The following is a 14167-nucleotide window of genomic DNA, read 5'->3' as shown; positions in this document are numbered from 1 at the left end:
TTCATCTTCTGGTTCAGCGAGGCGTTGTAACCCGATTCGTCGCCGAGGATGACGACCGAGAAGGAGGAGGCAAGGCCGAAGGCCGCCGCCACCGCGATCGAGCGGCGGGCAAGCTCCAGATGCCGCCCCTTCAGCATGTACCAGGCCGAGACGCCCAGCACGAAGATCGAGGCGGTGACATAGCCCGCCGAGACGGTATGGACGAATTTCGCCTGCGCCACCTCGTTGAACAGCACCTCGAAGAAGGAGGTCATCTCCATGCGCATGGTCATCGGGTTGAACGCGGCGCCCACCGGGTTCTGCATCCAGCCATTGGCGATCAGGATCCACAGCGCCGAGAAGTTCGAGCCGATCGCGACGAGCCAGGTGACGGTCAGATGGCCGACGCGCGAGAGCTTGTCCCAGCCGAAGAACATCAGCCCGACGAAGGTCGCCTCCATGAAGAAGGCCATCAGCCCCTCGATCGCGAGCGGCGCGCCGAAGATGTCGCCGACATAATGGCTGTAATAGCTCCAGTTCATCCCGAACTGGAATTCCATGGTGATCCCGGTCGCCACGCCGAGCACGAAGTTGATGCCGAACAGCGTCGCCCAGAACTTCGTCATCTGCCGCCAGATCGGCCGCCCGGTCATCACATAGACCGTCTCCATGATCGCAACCAGGATCGACAATCCCAGCGTCAGCGGCACGAAGAGGAAGTGATACAGAGCCGTCATCGCAAACTGCAGTCGCGACAGCTCCACAATATCAAGGTCCATCCGTCTTTCTCCAACCTGATGCGCCGTCCTCCCCGGGGGAGGCGGCTGCTGCGGGCATCATGGTCAAAACGGCGCGACTTGCGCCCCTGCGCCTTGCCGCAGGTGGGCAAATTGTCCAAGGGGCCGGGAAGAGGGGCCGTGCGGCGCTCAGGGTGCCTTTGCCATCGCCGCCTGCGCCCCCTCGGCCACGGGCCGCGGCGGCGGGGCGGGGGCCCAGCCGAGGCCGAGGCTCTTGTTCAGGCCGATATAGGCGGTGGCAAGCTCGGTCCGGCCCTGACTGAGGGCAAGGTCGATCTGCAGCTGGGCGCGCTGGATGTCGAGCTGGTCGATCACCGAGAGCGTGCCGGCGCCCGCCATCTGCGCGGCAAGCTCGGTGGCCCTTGCCGCCTCGGCACTCGCCTCGGCAAGCCGGGCGACCGAGCGGCGGCGCTTCTCATAGGCCGAGAGCGACCCTTCGGCATCGGCGAGCGCGGCGAGCACCGTCTGGCGATAACCCGCGAGCGCCTCGTCGCGGACCCCCGCCGCCTGCGCCAGCGCCGCATCCTTGCGGCCGAAATCGAGCGCGTTCCATTGCAGCACCGGGCCGACCGCAAGGCCGAGCCCGTCCGAGCGCAGCACCGCGGCCGGCGTGCCGCCGGCGGTCGAGACGAGGCCCATGAAGGTGATCTTCGGAAAGAAGCTGGCGGCGGTCTCGCCGATCGCGGCGCTCGAGGCGGCAAGGCGGCGCTCGGCCTCGCGGATGTCGGGGCGGCGGCGCAGCATCTCGGCGGGGTTGCCGATCGCCACCTTGCGCGGCGGGCGCGGCACGGCGCGCGGGCGGGCGAGCTCGGGGGCGAGCGCGGCGGGCGTGGTGCCGGTCAGCACCGCGAGCTGCGCGCTCAGCGCGTCGACCTGCGCCTCGATCAGAGGCATCTGCGCCTCGGTCGCGGCAGCATCGGCGCGCAGCCGGGCGATGTCGAGCGCATTCGTCACGCCCTGCGTCGCGGCCCCTTCGCTCAGCGTCAGCCCGCGCTGTTTCAGCGCGACCGAGCGGCGGGTGATGGCGAGCGCGTCCTGCGCGCCGCGCAGCGCGACATAGGCGCGCCCGACCTCGGCGGCGAGCTGCACCTGCGCATCGGCGAAGGCGGCCTCGGCGGCCTCGGCCTGGGCCCGGCCGCGTTCGGCGGCGCGGCGCTTGCCGCCCAGAAGATCCGTCTCCCAGCTGGCATCGAAGCCGGTGGCATAGACGTCGTTCTGCACATCCGAGGGCAGGGTCAGCGGCAGACCCGGCACCAGCACGCTGCCCCCCGCCGCGCCGGTGCCGATCCGGGTGTCGAGCGCGCCGCCCAGCACCGCGCCCGCCGGGTTCAGGTTCGCCACCGCCCCGGCATAGGCCGCGCGCGACTGCGCAAGCCGGGCGCGGGCGACGTCGAGCGCCGGGCTGTCGGCGCGGGCGCGGGCGATCAGCCGGGTCAGCTCGGCGTCATTGAAGCCGGTCCACCACTCGGCCGGCGGATTGGCCGGCACCGTCGCCGCCTGCCCGTGCTGGAACCGCGCGGCGAGGGTCGCGACGACCGGCGGGCCCTGATAATCGGGGCCCAAGGGGGCGCAGGCGGCGAGGCAGAGGAGCAGCGGCAGGGAACGCATCTGGGCACCTAATGGATCGCGAGGCCGGCGCCCTTCGGCAGCGGCCGCAGCAGCACGGCAAGCGGAATGCAGACGAAAAGCAGCAGGGCGAAGACATAGAAGAGGTCGTTGAAGGTCATCACCAGCGCCTGTTCGGTGATGACGCGGGCGGCGAGCAGAAGTTTCACCATCGGCGCCGCGCCGCCGTCGTGCAGAAGGCCCTGCAATTGCGGCGAGCCGGCGGGCAGGGCCTCGGCCAGACGCTCGGCATGGAACGAGCCGCGGCGGTCTTGCAGGGTGGCGATCATCGACAGTCCGACCGAACCGCCGAGGTTGCGCGCGGCGTTGAACAGGCCCGAGGCGTCCTCGGCCTTTTCGGGCGGCACGGAACTGGCCGCGGCCTGATTGAGGAACAAAAGCGCAAAGCCCTGACCGAAGCCGCGCAACACCTGCGACAGGGTGAAATCATCGCCCGAGGATTGCGCGGTCAGCGTGATGTCGACCCAGCAGCCCCAGGCAAAAAGCGCCATCCCCCCGGCGACGGCAAGGCGCAGGTCGAGATGGCGCACCAGCCAGGGGAAGAACGGCATGATCATCATCGTCGGCACGCCCGAGATCAGCACGATCCCCCCCGATTGCTGGGCGTTGTAGCCGGGCACCGCGGCCAGAAACTGCGGGATCAGGTAAAGCACGCCGTAAAGCCCGGCGCCGAGGCTGAGGCTGAGCACGAAGACGCCGAAGAAGGCGCGCCCCTTCAGGATGCTGAGGTCGATCACCGGTTCGGCCGCGCGTTTCTGCCCGATCATCAGGGCAATCAGGCCGAGCACCGTCGCCGCGCTCAGCCCGCGGATCAGGGCCGAGTCGAACCACATGTCGCGCTGGCCTTCCTCGAGCACCACGGTCAGCGCGCCAAGCGCCAGCGACAGGCCGAAGATGCCGAGCCAGTCGGCGCGCCAGAAGGCGGCGGGATTGAGCCGCTCCTTGTGCAGGCCGAAGAACAGCAGCCCGACAAGGCCGATGCCGACCGGGATGTTCAGGAAGAAGGCGTAATGCCAGCTCACATGCTCGGTCAGCCAGCCGCCGAGCAGCGGCCCGACCACCGGGCCCAGCACCGCCGTCATGCCGAAGAGCGCAATGCCGATCGGCTGTTGCGCGGGCGGCAGCCGGGTCGAGACGATGGTGAGCGCGGTCGGGATCATCGCGCCGCCGAAAAAGCCCTGCCCGATGCGCCCGACGATCATCATCGTCAGTGACGACGACATCCCGCACATCACCGAGAAGGCGGTGAACAGCACGGTCGAGAGCAGCAGGAAATCGCGGATGCCGAAGATCCGGCTGAACCAGCCGGTCAGCGGGATCATCACGATCTCGGCCACCAGATAGGCGGTCGAGACCCAGGTTGCCTCGGTCGGGCTGGCGCCGATCTCGCCCTGAATGACCGGCAGCGCGGCATTGGTGATCGAGATGTCGAGGGTGGCCATCAGCGCGCCGATGGTGCCCGCTGCAACCGAGAGCCAGGCCTGCGCATCGGCCCGGGCCGGGGGCGCTGCGGTCGGGCTCGTGGTCTGGCTCATTCGGTGGCCCCGCCGCGGGTGTCGACCTTCGCCGTCACCGACAGGCCGGCAAGCAGCCGGTCCTGCACCGCCGGATCGGGGGTGATCGCGATCCGCACCGGCACGCGCTGCACGATCTTGGTGAAATTGCCGGTGGCGTTCTGCGCCGGCAGCAGCGCGAATTGCGCGCCGGTGCCGGGCGAGAGGCTTTCGATCTTGCCGCTGAGCGGATGGCCCGGCAGCGCGTCGACGTCGATCTCGACACTTTGGCCCGGGCGCATCGCGCCGACCTGCGTCTCCTTGAAATTGGCGACAAGGTAGAGGTCTTCGGGGATCAGCATCATCAGCTGCATGCCGGCGCCCACAAGCGCGCCGGGCGTCACCGTGCGGTCGCCGACGATGCCCGCGAAGGGCGCGCGCACGACGGTATTCTTCAGATCGAGCCGGGCCTTCTCGCGCGCGGCCTCGGCCTGGGCGATGGCGGCCTTTGCCTGGCCGATGGCGGCGGCGGCGGTGCGGGCGGCGGCCTCGGCGGCGGTGACCTGCGCCACCGCCAGCTGCAATTGCGCCGCGGCTTTCGCGCGCGCATTCGTCAGCTGCGACATCTGTTCGGCGGTGGCGGCGCCGGTCGCCGCAAGCGGGGTGTAACGGGCGATCTGGCTTTCGGCAAAGCCCGCATCGACCTCGGCCGCGGCCTTGCCTGCCTTTGCCTGGGCGATGGCGGCGGCGGCGCGCGCCGCCTCGGCCTCGGCGCGGTTCAGATCGGCCCCGGCGGCGGCGACCAGCGCCTCGGCCTGCGCAAGCTGGACCCGGTAATCGGCGTCGTCGATGCGCACGAGGGCGGCGCCCTTCGCGACACGGGCATTGTGCGCGACCAGCACTTCGGCCACATAGCCGCCAAGTTTCGGCGCGATCGCCACCGTGTCGGCCTGCAGATAGGCGTCGTTCGTCTCTTCGATGAAACGGCCCTCGGTCCAGTAGCCATATCCCCACCAGGCCGTGGCGGCGAGTGCGACGAGCGCCAGAAACGTCAGCTTGCCGCGGTACTTGCGCCAGTCTTCGGTGGCGGGGGCGGTGCCGCTGTCGGTGCTGTCTTGCAAGGTCATTCCCGGGTCAATCCATCCCTTCGCCCCCGGCGCGCGGCCGGGAATACACCCCTGAGTAGCACGCACACCGTTTGCTCGCCACGGTTTGATCGGCCCGCAGCCGCGGCGGCGGCGGTGACGTGGAGTCGCAAGGCGCCGAAACCACCGCCGGCGCGGGGGGGGCAAGACGGCGCGCTTGCCCGGGCCGCCCGCATGGGTGACAACAGGGGCAGTCGCCCTACACTTGCGGGGTCTGTTTTCGTGAAAGGTGCCGGATGCCCCCCCGCAATTCCCTGACGACCGGCCCGATCAACGCGGCGCTTCTGCTCTTTGCCCTGCCCACCCTCGGCTCCTCGGTGCTGCAATCTGCGAATGGCTCGATCGACGCGGTGTGGATCGGCCGGCTGCTGGGCGAGAATGCGCTTGCCGCCACGACGAACGGCAATCTGGTGATGTTCCTGCTCACCTCCTTCGTCTTCGGCTTCGGCATGGCGGCGACGATCCTGATCGGCCAGTCGATCGGGCGCGGCGACATCGAGGCCGCGCGCGAGGTGGTGGGCACGGCGCTTGGCACCTTCGTGCCGGTGGCGATCGCGGTGGCAGTGCTGGGCTGGATCTTTGCGCCCGAGCTGCTGGCGCTGCTGGGCACCCCGGCCGAGACGGCGCCGCTGGCGCTCGATTTCCTGCGGGTGATCTTCGTCGCGATGCCGGCGATCCTGATGCAGACGATGCTGATGATGGCGCTGCGCGGTTCGGGCGACTCGCTGACGCCGCTCATTTTCATGGCGCTTGCGGTGGTGCTCGACATCGGGCTGAACCCGGTCTTCATCCTCGGTCTCGGCCCCATTCCGGCGATGGGGATCGGCGGCTCGGCCTTTGCCACGGCGTTGGCGAATGTCATCAGCCTTGCCGGCATGCTGACCTATATCTACGCCCGCGATCTGCCGCTCCGGCTGCGCGGGGCCGAGCTGCGGCTGTTGCGCCCGGATCTCGAGGTGCTGAAGCTGCTGCTGGAAAAGGGCCTGCCGATCGGCGTGCAGATGATCGTCGTCTCCTCCTCGATGCTGACCATGCTGAGCCTGGTGAACGCGCATGGCGTCGATACCACCGCGGCTTTCGGCGCGACGCAGCAGCTGTGGACCTATGTGCAGATGCCGGCGATGGCGCTTGGCGCGGCGGTGAGCGCGATGGCGGCGCAGAACATCGGCGCCGGCCGCTGGGACCGGGTGGCGCGGATCACCCGCTCGGGCCTCGTGTTCAACTTCCTGCTCACCGGCACGCTGGTCGCGGTGCTGATGGCGGCCGACCGGCAGGCGATGGAGATCTTCCTCGGCGCCGGCAGCCCGGCCATCCCGATCGGCCAGCACATCGGCCGCATCGCCACCTGGGGCTTCATCGCCTTCGGCTTCACCATGGTGCTGTTCGGCACGGTGCGGGCGAACGGGCAGGTGGTCTGGCCGCTGATCATCCTGTTCATCTCGATGTATCCGGTGCGGCTCGGCTTTGCCTTCGGTCTGTCGGGCTGGCTTGGCGCCGATGCGCTGTGGCTGTCCTTCCCGGCTTCGATGCTGTCGACGCTGCTGATGGCGAGCCTGCTTTATCTGCACGGCGGCTGGCGCGGCGCCCCGGTGATGACCTTTGACGGCACCGCCGAAGAGCTGGCCCGGGCCGGGGCGGACCCTGCCCCGCCCGGCCGCGACTGATTTTTCCCTCCCCAACTGTCAGGAGATGTCGATGAAACTGAACGTGGTGATCTGCTCGACCCGCCCGGGCCGCAACGGCAAGCCGGTGGCGGACTGGTTCTTCGCTCATGCGGCGGCGAACAAGGGCGGCTTCGACGAGGTGGTGCTGACCGACCTCGCCGAGGTCAACCTGCCGCTTCTCGACGAGCCGAACCATCCGCGGATGAAGAAATACACCCAGGAGCACACGAAGCGCTGGAGCGCGATCGTCGAGGGCTCGGACGCCTTCGTCTTCGTGATCCCGGAGTACAATTTCACCGCGCCGCCGGCCTTCGTGAACGCGGTCGACTACCTCTATTCCGAATGGGGCTACAAACCCGCGGGCTTCGTCAGCTATGGCGGGATTTCGGGCGGGCTGCGCTCGGTGCAGACGGCAAAGACGATGCTGACCACGCTGAAGGTGATGCCGGTGCCCGAGCAGGTGGTGATCCCGATGGTCTTCGGCCATCTCAAGGACGGCGTCTTCGAGGCCGAGAAGCCGCATCTCGACAGCGCTGACGCGATGGTCGCCGAGCTGGCGAAATGGGCCGCGGCGCTGCAGCCGCTGCGCTGAACGGGCGCGGGCGGCGGGGTTATCCCCCCGCCGCCTGGCCAAAGACCACGATCGCCGCGCCGAGCAGGGCGAGGGCGGCAAAGCCAAGCGTGCGCGGGCCGAAGCGGTGCCGGGCATGGGCCTTCGCCGCCGCGATCAGCGCCTGCAGCGCGTAATAGCCGGCAAAGGCGCGCGAGGCGTAATTGATGATCTCGAAGACATTCGCGCTCCAGGTCAGGGCGATGCCGCAGGCGGCAAGCAGCGCATAGGCCTTGCGCGGGCTCAGGCGCCGGCGCGTGACCTCGGCAAACAGCCCGCCCGCGCCCGAGGTGTCGGCGATCGCCGCCGAGAATTGCGCCGCCAGCGCCGCCGCCACCAGCATCCCCGGCAGGATCGGCGAGACCACCCGCATCATGTCGATGATCGCGGTCTCGGTCAGTTTCAGCTCGGAGCGGGCGAAGACATAGGCGAGCAGCACGACATAGACCATGTAGATCGCGCTCGACAGCGCCTGCGCGAGCTTCATCGAGGCGATCCGGGTGCGGGTGTCGTAGCTCGCGCCGAGATAGCGCGAGGTCTCGAAACCCTGCACGGTGATGATCAGCCCGAAGGCCAGTGTCAGCGCATTCCAGCCGGTGCGCTCGGGCGCGATGAAGACCAGCGCGCCGGTCGTGGCCCGTGACCAGAAATAGCCGCCAAGCCCGGTCAGCAGCCCGGCGATGATCGCGAGCTTGACCGTCACCGAGAGATATTCGACCCGCTCGAGCACGCGAAACCCGCCCGACCAGCCGATGCCGAGAATGACGAGGAACATTGCCGTCGTCACCGTGTCGGCCCAGAACCGGCTGTCGAAGGGCGTCAGGCTGACGGCGAAGGCGCCGAACAGGTTCAGGTAATAGGCGACCGAGATGATGTAGGAGAAGGCAAGCGCCCAGGAGGCTGCGGTTTCCAGATGCGGCAGCGGCAGCGGGTCGGTGCCGAGGTCCGGGTCGTCCTCGGCCATGTTGAAGCGGATCGCCGCGCCGAAGGCCCAGGCCATCGCGCACAGCCCCGCCATCACCAGCGGCGCATAGCCGCCGAAAGAGGCGTCGAGCACCGGCCCGAGCACGAGAAAGCCCGAGCCGATGATCGAGGCGAGCGGGGTGATCATCGCGCGCCAGCGCGGCCGGTGCGCCAGCTTCGGCCAGAGCACGATGGCGCCTGCAAGCAATGTCACAAGAAGGATGGCGATGTCGGTCACGGGGCCTCCGGGGTCTGCCTCCTCCTCCGTGCCGTCTTGTCCCGGGCGCATCAAGGCCGAAATGTCGCGCGGGAATTCCGGCGCCGATCTTCGCGTGCACGTTGCAGGGGCGGGGGGACGATGCCTATATTGGGCACAACCGCCTGTTGCGGCGCAGGAATTGGACGAACCCCCATGGCAGAGACAAGCGTCAGAGACCCCTATGAAGTGCTCGGCGTGGCGAAGACGGCCACGGAAGCCGAGATCAAGAAAGCCTATCGCAAGCTCGCGAAGGAGCTGCACCCCGACCTGACCGGCGGCGACCCGAAGAAGGCCGAGCGCTTCAAGGAGGTGTCGGCGGCCCATGACCTGCTGCGCGACCCGGAGAAGAAGCGTCGCTATGACGCGGGCGAGATCGACGCCAGCGGGCAGGAAAAGCCGCAGCGGCAATATTACCGTTCCTATGCGGAAAACGACCCGTCGCAGCGCTATGAATACGAGGGCGGCTTCGACGATCTCGGCGACATCTTCTCGCGCGCCTTCCGCGCGCAGGGCGGCGCGGGGCGGGGCTTCGGTGGTGCCGGCGGAGGGTTCGAGCAGATGAAGATGCGGGGGCAGGATCTGCATTTCCACCTCGAGGTCGACTTCCTTGATGCGATCACCGGCGCGAAGAAGACGGTGACCCTGCCCGAGGTCGGCCGGGTCGAGCTGACGATCCCGGCAGGGATCGAGGACGGCCAGAGCCTGCGCCTTGCCGGCCGCGGCGGGCCGGGCGTGAATGGCGGGCCGGCGGGCGATGCGCTGGTGCGGATCTCGGTTGCGCCCGATCCGGTGTTCAGCCGCGACGGCGATGACGTGCTGATGGATCTGCCGATCTCGATCGACGAGGCGGTGCTTGGCGGTCCGGTCGAGGTGCCGGTGCCGGGCGGGCGCGTCAAGCTGAAGGTGCCGGCGAACTCGAGTTCGGGCCGGGTGATGCGGCTGCGCGGCAAGGGCGTGCAGCGCGGCCATGGCACGCCGGGCGATCTGCGCATCACGCTGAAGATCGTGCTGCCCGAGCAGGAGGACGCGGCGCTGGCCGAGGCGGTGAAGGCCTGGCGGGCGAAGCACCATTATGACCCGCGCGCCGGATGGAAAGGGGATCGCTGATGATGACCGAAGCCGAAATCCTGGACCGGATCGGGCGGCTCAGCGCCGAACGCCTGACCCTGTGCGTCACCCGGGCCTGGGTGCGGCCGCGCCTGTCCGAGGCCGGCCCCGCCTATGACGAGACCGACCTTGCGCGGCTGCGGCTGATCGTCGAGCTGACCGAGGACATGGAGGTCAACGACGAGGCGGTGCCGCTGATCCTTGGTCTCATCGACGAGGTCAGCGCGTTGCGCCGGCGCATCCGGGCGCTGGACGCCGCGCTCGGTGCCGAGGGGCCCGCGGTCTGCGACGCGGTGATTGCCCGGCTTCAGGCGCTGCACGACGACGCCACGGCATGAGCCGCGCGCCGCGCAGGGCGGGCGGATGAACGGCGAGGCCCTCGCCTTTCTCGTCACCGCGGGGCTGTTGGCCCTGCACGGCTCGGCGGTCCTGCTGGCGTTCCGCGCGATGCGCTTTGCCCGCACGCCGCAGGGCGCGGTCGGCTGGACGGTGTTCCTGCTGGCGCTGCCCTATGTGGGGGTGCCGGCCTATCTGATCTTCGGCGATTTCCGCTATCCGGCGATGATCCGCGCCCGCCAGCTGTCCGAGCTTGCCGCCCGGGTGGCCGAGGCGCCGCAGGCCGCGCCGCCGCCGCCCATGCTGTCGCCCGAGACGCAGGCCATCCGCGCCGGCTTCGAGGCGATCGCCGGCCGCACGGCCGCCTCGGGCAACCGGGTGGCGCTGCTCACCGATGGCGCCGAGGTGTTCGAGACCCTCTTCGCCGCGATCCGTGCGGCGCGGCGCTATGTGCTGATCGAGACCTACATCCTGCGCGACGACGGGCTCGGCCGGGCGCTGCAGGAGGCGCTGATCGCCAAGGCGCGCGAGGGGGTGCGGGTCTGCGTGCTCTACGATCCCTTCGGCAGCTATGGGCTGCACCGCAGCTACATCGCGCGGATGCGCGAGGCCGGGGTCGAGATCACCAACTTCCACGCCCGCCATCCGCCGCGCGCGCTGGCGCCGCTGCGGGTGAACTTCCGCAACCACCGCAAGATCGCGGTGATCGACGGCGAGGTCGCCTTCACCGGCGGCTACAACATCGGCGACGAATATGTCGGCCGCAACCCGCGGCTCGGGCCCTGGCGCGACACCATGGTGCGGATCGAGGGCGGCGCGGTGGCGCAGCTGCAGCTCCATTTCGCCGAGGACTGGCACTGGGCGACGGGCGAGCTGCCGGCGCTCGACTGGGCGGCGCGGAACGTTCCCGAGGGGGCGCAGGCGCTGGTTCTGGCCTCGGGGCCCTCCGACCCGCAGGAGACCGGCACGCTCTATTTCGCCCAGGCGATCACCTCGGCGCGGAAACGGCTGTGGATCGCCACCCCCTATTTCACCCCCGACACCGGGCTGCGCCAGGCGCTGCGGCTTGCGGCGCTGCGCGGCGTCGACGTGCGGGTGCTGATGGCCGGGCGGCGCGACCATTGGCTGGTCTGGCTGGCGGGCTTTGCCTTCCTCGAGGAAATGCGCGGCTCGGGCGTGCGGGTGCATCGCTACGACGCGGGCTTCATGCACCAGAAGGTGGTGCTGATCGACGACGACATTGCCGCGATCGGCAGCCACAACCTCGACAGCCGGTCGTGCCGGCTGAACTTCGAGGCAAGCGCGGTGATCTTCGACCCCGAGACGGCCGGGCGGGTGGCGCGGATGCTGGAGCGCGACTTCGAGGCGGCGCCGCTGTGGCAGGGACCGCTGGCGCAGGCGCGGCCCGCGCTGCGCCTTGCCGCCCCGATCGCGCGGCTTTTCGCGCCGATCCTGTGAGCTCAGGCGATGACGCGGGTCCAGATCTCGCGGATCTGGTCGGGCAGCGACATCGGGTCGAAGGGCTTCAGGATCACCTCGGCCGCGCCGATCTCGCGCAGCCGGTCGAAATCGGCGCGCGAGGCCTTGGCGGTGACGAAGATGATCGGCACCGCGGCGTACCCCGGGATCTCGCGCAGGCGGTGGAAGGTTTCCTCGCCGTCCATGTCGGGCATCATCACGTCAAGAAGGATCAGATCGGGCTTGAGCGAGGGGGCCGCATCCAGCGCGGGCTGGCCGCCCTCGAACTGGTTCACCGAGAAACCGCCGACGAGTTCGAGCGACATTCGCGCAATCTGCCGGATGTCGGCGTCGTCCTCGATATGCATGATCTCGTGCAGATCCGCCATGCCCCAGCCTCTCCAATCCCGTTCGATCGCACCCGGTGCGGCGCGCGCCTGAAAACCGACAGCCATGTTAAGCCGGTTCCGCAGCGGAAGGCAATCGCCGCCGCCGCGGAACCGGCGCGGCTCAGCCGGCGCGGCGATGATCCCAGGCGGGGAAGGGATCGGCAAGGTGGGCCCAGGCTTCGGGCAGGAAGAACTCGGTCGGCAGCAGCGCCGCATCGAGCGCCGCGGTGATCGCCGCCCGGTCGAGACCGGCGCCGATGAACACCAGTTCCTGACGCCGGTCGCCCCAGGGCTCGACCCAGTTCCGCGCGATCTCGGCGCGGGCCTCGGGATGGGCGGGGCGGCGCTCGGGCGGCAGCGAGGCCCACCACAGGCCGAGCGGGCGCACCGTCGCGGCGGCACCGGCAAGCGAGAACTCCGCCGCCCAGTCCGGCCGCGTCGCGACCCAGAAATGCCCCTTCGCCCGGATCACCCCGGGCAGGTCGCCGGTCAGCACCGCATGGATGCGGCTCGGGTCGAAGGGCAGGCGGGCGCGGTAGACGAAAGAGGAAATGCCGTATTCCTCGGTCTCCGGCACATGCTCGGCAAAGCCGTAAAGCTCTTTCGCCCAAAGCGGATGCTCGGAGGCGGTATCGAAGTCGAAGCGCCCGGTGTTCAGGATCTCGTCGGGCGCGACGATGCTGAAATCGGTCTCGATCAGCTTCGCGTCGGGGTTCAGCGCGCGGATGATCTTGCGCGCCGCATCGAGCCGGGCGGGGCCGGCATCGCTGACCTTGTTCAGCACCACCACATCGGCGAATTCGATCTGCTCGGTGAGCAGGTCGACCAGCGTGCGCGTGTCGCCCTCGCCCAGGCTTTCGCCGCGGTCGGCGATGAAATCGGCGCTGGAAAAGTCGCGCGTCAGGTTGATCGCATCGACCACCGTCACCATGGTGTCGAGCCGGGCGATGTCGGACAGGCTTTCGCCCGCCTCGTCGCGGAAGTCGAAGGTGGCGGCGACGGGCAGCGGCTCGGCGATGCCGGTGCCCTCGATCAGCAGATAGTCGAAACGGCCTTCCTCGGCGAGCTGGCGCACGCCTTGCAGCAGGTCGTCGCGCAGGGTGCAGCAGATGCAGCCGTTCGTCATTTCGACCAGCTTCTCCTCGGCGCGGTCGAGGCTGGCGCCGTCGCGCACCAGATCGGCGTCGATGTTCACCTCGGACATGTCGTTGACGATGACCGCGACGCGCCGGCCCTCGCGGTTGTTCAGAACGTGGTTCAGCAGCGTGGTCTTGCCGGCACCGAGAAAGCCCGAAAGCACGGTGACGGGAAGGCGGGTGTCGTCGGAGGGGCGGGTCATGCGGAGCCTCATGAATGTTATGATATAACGTATCTATCGCGAGCCGGCCGAAGACGCAATCCTGCCCTTGAGGGGCGCGGCGCATTCCCGCGTTGCGTATCCGCTGCGCGCCCCTTTGCAAGGTGATGAAACACACGGCATTCTCGGGGGCATGGGGTGGCCTTGCCCGCGCGGCCCTCGCCATCCGCGGGCGAGCCCCCTAGAGAGGACGGAAACGGGCGCGCCGCGGCGCGTCCCCGAACGGCACGAGGTTTTGATGGGATATCAGGCAGCTGCACGCGGCGAACGGTTTCGCTTCGACACCCTTGCGGCGGTGATGGCTGCGGCGACGCCGGAGCGGTCTGGGGATGCGCTGGCGGGGATTGCGGCGGGCAGTGCACTCGAGCGGGTGGCAGCGCGGCGGGTGCTGATGGATCTGCCGCTCGCGACCTTCCTGACCGAGGCGCTGGTGCCCTACGAGAGCGACGAGGTCACGCGGCTGATCCTCGACACGCATGATGCGGCGGCCTTCGCGCCGTTCCGCTCGATGACGGTGGGGGCGCTGCGCGACTGGCTGCTGTCGCCCGCGGCGACCGCCGGGACCCTGCGCGCCGCCGCGCCGGGCTTCACCCCGGAGATGGTCGCGGCGGTCTCGAAGCTGATGCGCAATCAGGACCTGATCCGCGTCGCGCGCAAATGCGAGGTGGTGACGGCGTTTCGCAACACGCTGGGCACGCGCGGCACGCTCTCGACCCGGCTGCAGCCGAACCACCCGGCCGACGACCCGCAGGGGATTGCGGTGTCGATCCTCGACGGGCTGCTGCACGGCGCGGGCGATGCGGTGATCGGCATCAACCCGGCCTCCGACAACCTCGGCAATTGCCGTGACCTGCTGGTGGCGCTCGACGCGCTGCGGCAAAGCCTCGAGATCCCGACCCAGAGCTGCGTGCTGACCCATGTCACGAATTCGGTGCGGCTGCTCGAGGCGGGCGCGCCGGTCGATCTGATCTTCCAGTCGGTCGC

General features: G+C 69.3%; 13 protein-coding genes. 6 read left to right on the top strand and 7 right to left on the bottom strand.

Annotated features, from left to right (window positions below; all coding sequences use genetic code 11):
* The 4 genes from EOW66_RS20110 to EOW66_RS20095 form a co-directional block, all read right to left on the bottom strand.
* Window positions 1-758 (bottom strand): cytochrome ubiquinol oxidase subunit I (locus tag EOW66_RS20110; protein ID WP_206363719.1); only part of this gene is annotated, 758 nt, incomplete at its 3' end.
* A 147-nt stretch (window positions 759-905) separates the two neighbouring features.
* On the bottom strand, window positions 906-2384 hold the full coding sequence (locus tag EOW66_RS20105; protein ID WP_128158069.1) for an efflux transporter outer membrane subunit: 1479 nt from the start codon (window positions 2382-2384) through the stop codon (window positions 906-908).
* 8 nt (window positions 2385-2392) lie between these two features.
* Entirely contained in the window at window positions 2393-3937 is a 1545-nt protein-coding gene (locus tag EOW66_RS20100) for a DHA2 family efflux MFS transporter permease subunit (protein WP_128158068.1), read from the bottom strand.
* Window positions 3934-5022 carry an HlyD family secretion protein gene (locus EOW66_RS20095; RefSeq protein ID WP_128158067.1) on the bottom strand — a complete coding sequence of 363 codons (1089 nt, stop codon included), beginning with the start codon at window positions 5020-5022 and terminating at the stop codon, window positions 3934-3936. Before EOW66_RS20095 ends, EOW66_RS20100 begins: the two co-directional genes overlap by 4 nt.
* A 254-nt stretch (window positions 5023-5276) precedes the next feature.
* Between EOW66_RS20095 and EOW66_RS20090 the strand changes: the two genes are divergently transcribed.
* Window positions 5277-6704: an MATE family efflux transporter gene (locus EOW66_RS20090; RefSeq protein WP_128158066.1), complete on the top strand. Its 1428-nt coding sequence runs from the start codon at window positions 5277-5279 to the stop codon at window positions 6702-6704.
* A 31-nt stretch (window positions 6705-6735) separates the two neighbouring features.
* Window positions 6736-7296 (top strand): NADPH-dependent FMN reductase, encoded by a 561-nt coding sequence (locus tag EOW66_RS20085; RefSeq protein WP_239017658.1) that lies wholly within the window; start codon window positions 6736-6738, stop codon window positions 7294-7296.
* Window positions 7297-7315: 19 nt separating this feature from the next.
* Here the strand turns inward: EOW66_RS20085 and EOW66_RS20080 are convergent, their stop codons facing one another.
* Entirely contained in the window at window positions 7316-8515 is a 1200-nt protein-coding gene (locus EOW66_RS20080) for a hypothetical protein (protein ID WP_128158064.1), read from the bottom strand.
* Between the two features lie 174 nt (window positions 8516-8689).
* Here EOW66_RS20080 and EOW66_RS20075 point away from each other — a divergent pair, with 174 nt between their 5' ends.
* The 3 genes from EOW66_RS20075 to cls are packed head-to-tail and all read left to right on the top strand — an operon-like array spanning window position 8690 to window position 11437.
* Window positions 8690-9643: a DnaJ C-terminal domain-containing protein gene (locus EOW66_RS20075; protein WP_128158063.1), complete on the top strand. Its 954-nt coding sequence runs from the start codon at window positions 8690-8692 to the stop codon at window positions 9641-9643.
* Between the two features lie 2 nt (window positions 9644-9645).
* A complete protein-coding gene (locus EOW66_RS20070) occupies window positions 9646-9981 on the top strand; it encodes a chaperone modulator CbpM (RefSeq protein ID WP_164881214.1) in 336 nt (111 codons plus the stop codon).
* Window positions 9982-10006: 25 nt separating this feature from the next.
* Entirely contained in the window at window positions 10007-11437 is a 1431-nt protein-coding gene (gene cls, locus EOW66_RS20065) for a cardiolipin synthase (protein WP_128158061.1), read from the top strand.
* A 2-nt stretch (window positions 11438-11439) separates the two neighbouring features.
* Here cls and EOW66_RS20060 read toward each other — a convergent pair whose 3' ends face one another.
* Together EOW66_RS20060 and EOW66_RS20055 are read right to left on the bottom strand one after the other, a co-directional pair.
* Entirely contained in the window at window positions 11440-11826 is a 387-nt protein-coding gene (locus EOW66_RS20060) for a response regulator (protein WP_128158070.1), read from the bottom strand.
* A 121-nt stretch (window positions 11827-11947) separates the two neighbouring features.
* Complete coding sequence (locus EOW66_RS20055; protein ID WP_128158060.1) at window positions 11948-13165, bottom strand: GTP-binding protein; 1218 nt, start codon at window positions 13163-13165, stop codon at window positions 11948-11950.
* A 256-nt stretch (window positions 13166-13421) separates the two neighbouring features.
* Here EOW66_RS20055 and eutB point away from each other — a divergent pair.
* A partial coding sequence (gene eutB / locus EOW66_RS20050; RefSeq protein WP_164881213.1) for an ethanolamine ammonia-lyase subunit EutB occupies window positions 13422-14167 on the top strand: 746 nt, incomplete at its 3' end.

The sequence above is a fragment of the Paenirhodobacter huangdaonensis genome (assembly GCF_004022465.1).
GTDB classification, from domain to species: Bacteria; Pseudomonadota; Alphaproteobacteria; order Rhodobacterales; family Rhodobacteraceae; genus Rhodobacter; species Rhodobacter huangdaonensis.
Note: the sequence above shows the minus strand (reverse complement) of the source record. Positions and strands in the feature narration are given on the sequence as shown.

What these genes read in the sequence shown, in the direction of transcription:
- EOW66_RS20060 (WP_128158070.1), bottom strand. Translation starts at nt 11,826, where the DNA reads ATGGCGGATCTGCACGAGATCATGCATATCGAGGACGACGCCGACATC.
- EOW66_RS20095 (WP_128158067.1), bottom strand. Translation starts at nt 5,022, where the DNA reads ATGACCTTGCAAGACAGCACCGACAGCGGCACCGCCCCCGCCACCGAA.
- cls (WP_128158061.1), top strand. Translation starts at nt 10,007, where the DNA reads ATGAACGGCGAGGCCCTCGCCTTTCTCGTCACCGCGGGGCTGTTGGCC.
- EOW66_RS20100 (WP_128158068.1), bottom strand. Translation starts at nt 3,937, where the DNA reads ATGAGCCAGACCACGAGCCCGACCGCAGCGCCCCCGGCCCGGGCCGAT.
- EOW66_RS20055 (WP_128158060.1), bottom strand. Translation starts at nt 13,165, where the DNA reads ATGACCCGCCCCTCCGACGACACCCGCCTTCCCGTCACCGTGCTTTCG.
- EOW66_RS20090 (WP_128158066.1), top strand. Translation starts at nt 5,277, where the DNA reads ATGCCCCCCCGCAATTCCCTGACGACCGGCCCGATCAACGCGGCGCTT.
- EOW66_RS20105 (WP_128158069.1), bottom strand. Translation starts at nt 2,384, where the DNA reads ATGCGTTCCCTGCCGCTGCTCCTCTGCCTCGCCGCCTGCGCCCCCTTG.
- EOW66_RS20075 (WP_128158063.1), top strand. Translation starts at nt 8,690, where the DNA reads ATGGCAGAGACAAGCGTCAGAGACCCCTATGAAGTGCTCGGCGTGGCG.
- EOW66_RS20085 (WP_239017658.1), top strand. Translation starts at nt 6,736, where the DNA reads ATGAAACTGAACGTGGTGATCTGCTCGACCCGCCCGGGCCGCAACGGC.
- EOW66_RS20070 (WP_164881214.1), top strand. Translation starts at nt 9,646, where the DNA reads ATGACCGAAGCCGAAATCCTGGACCGGATCGGGCGGCTCAGCGCCGAA.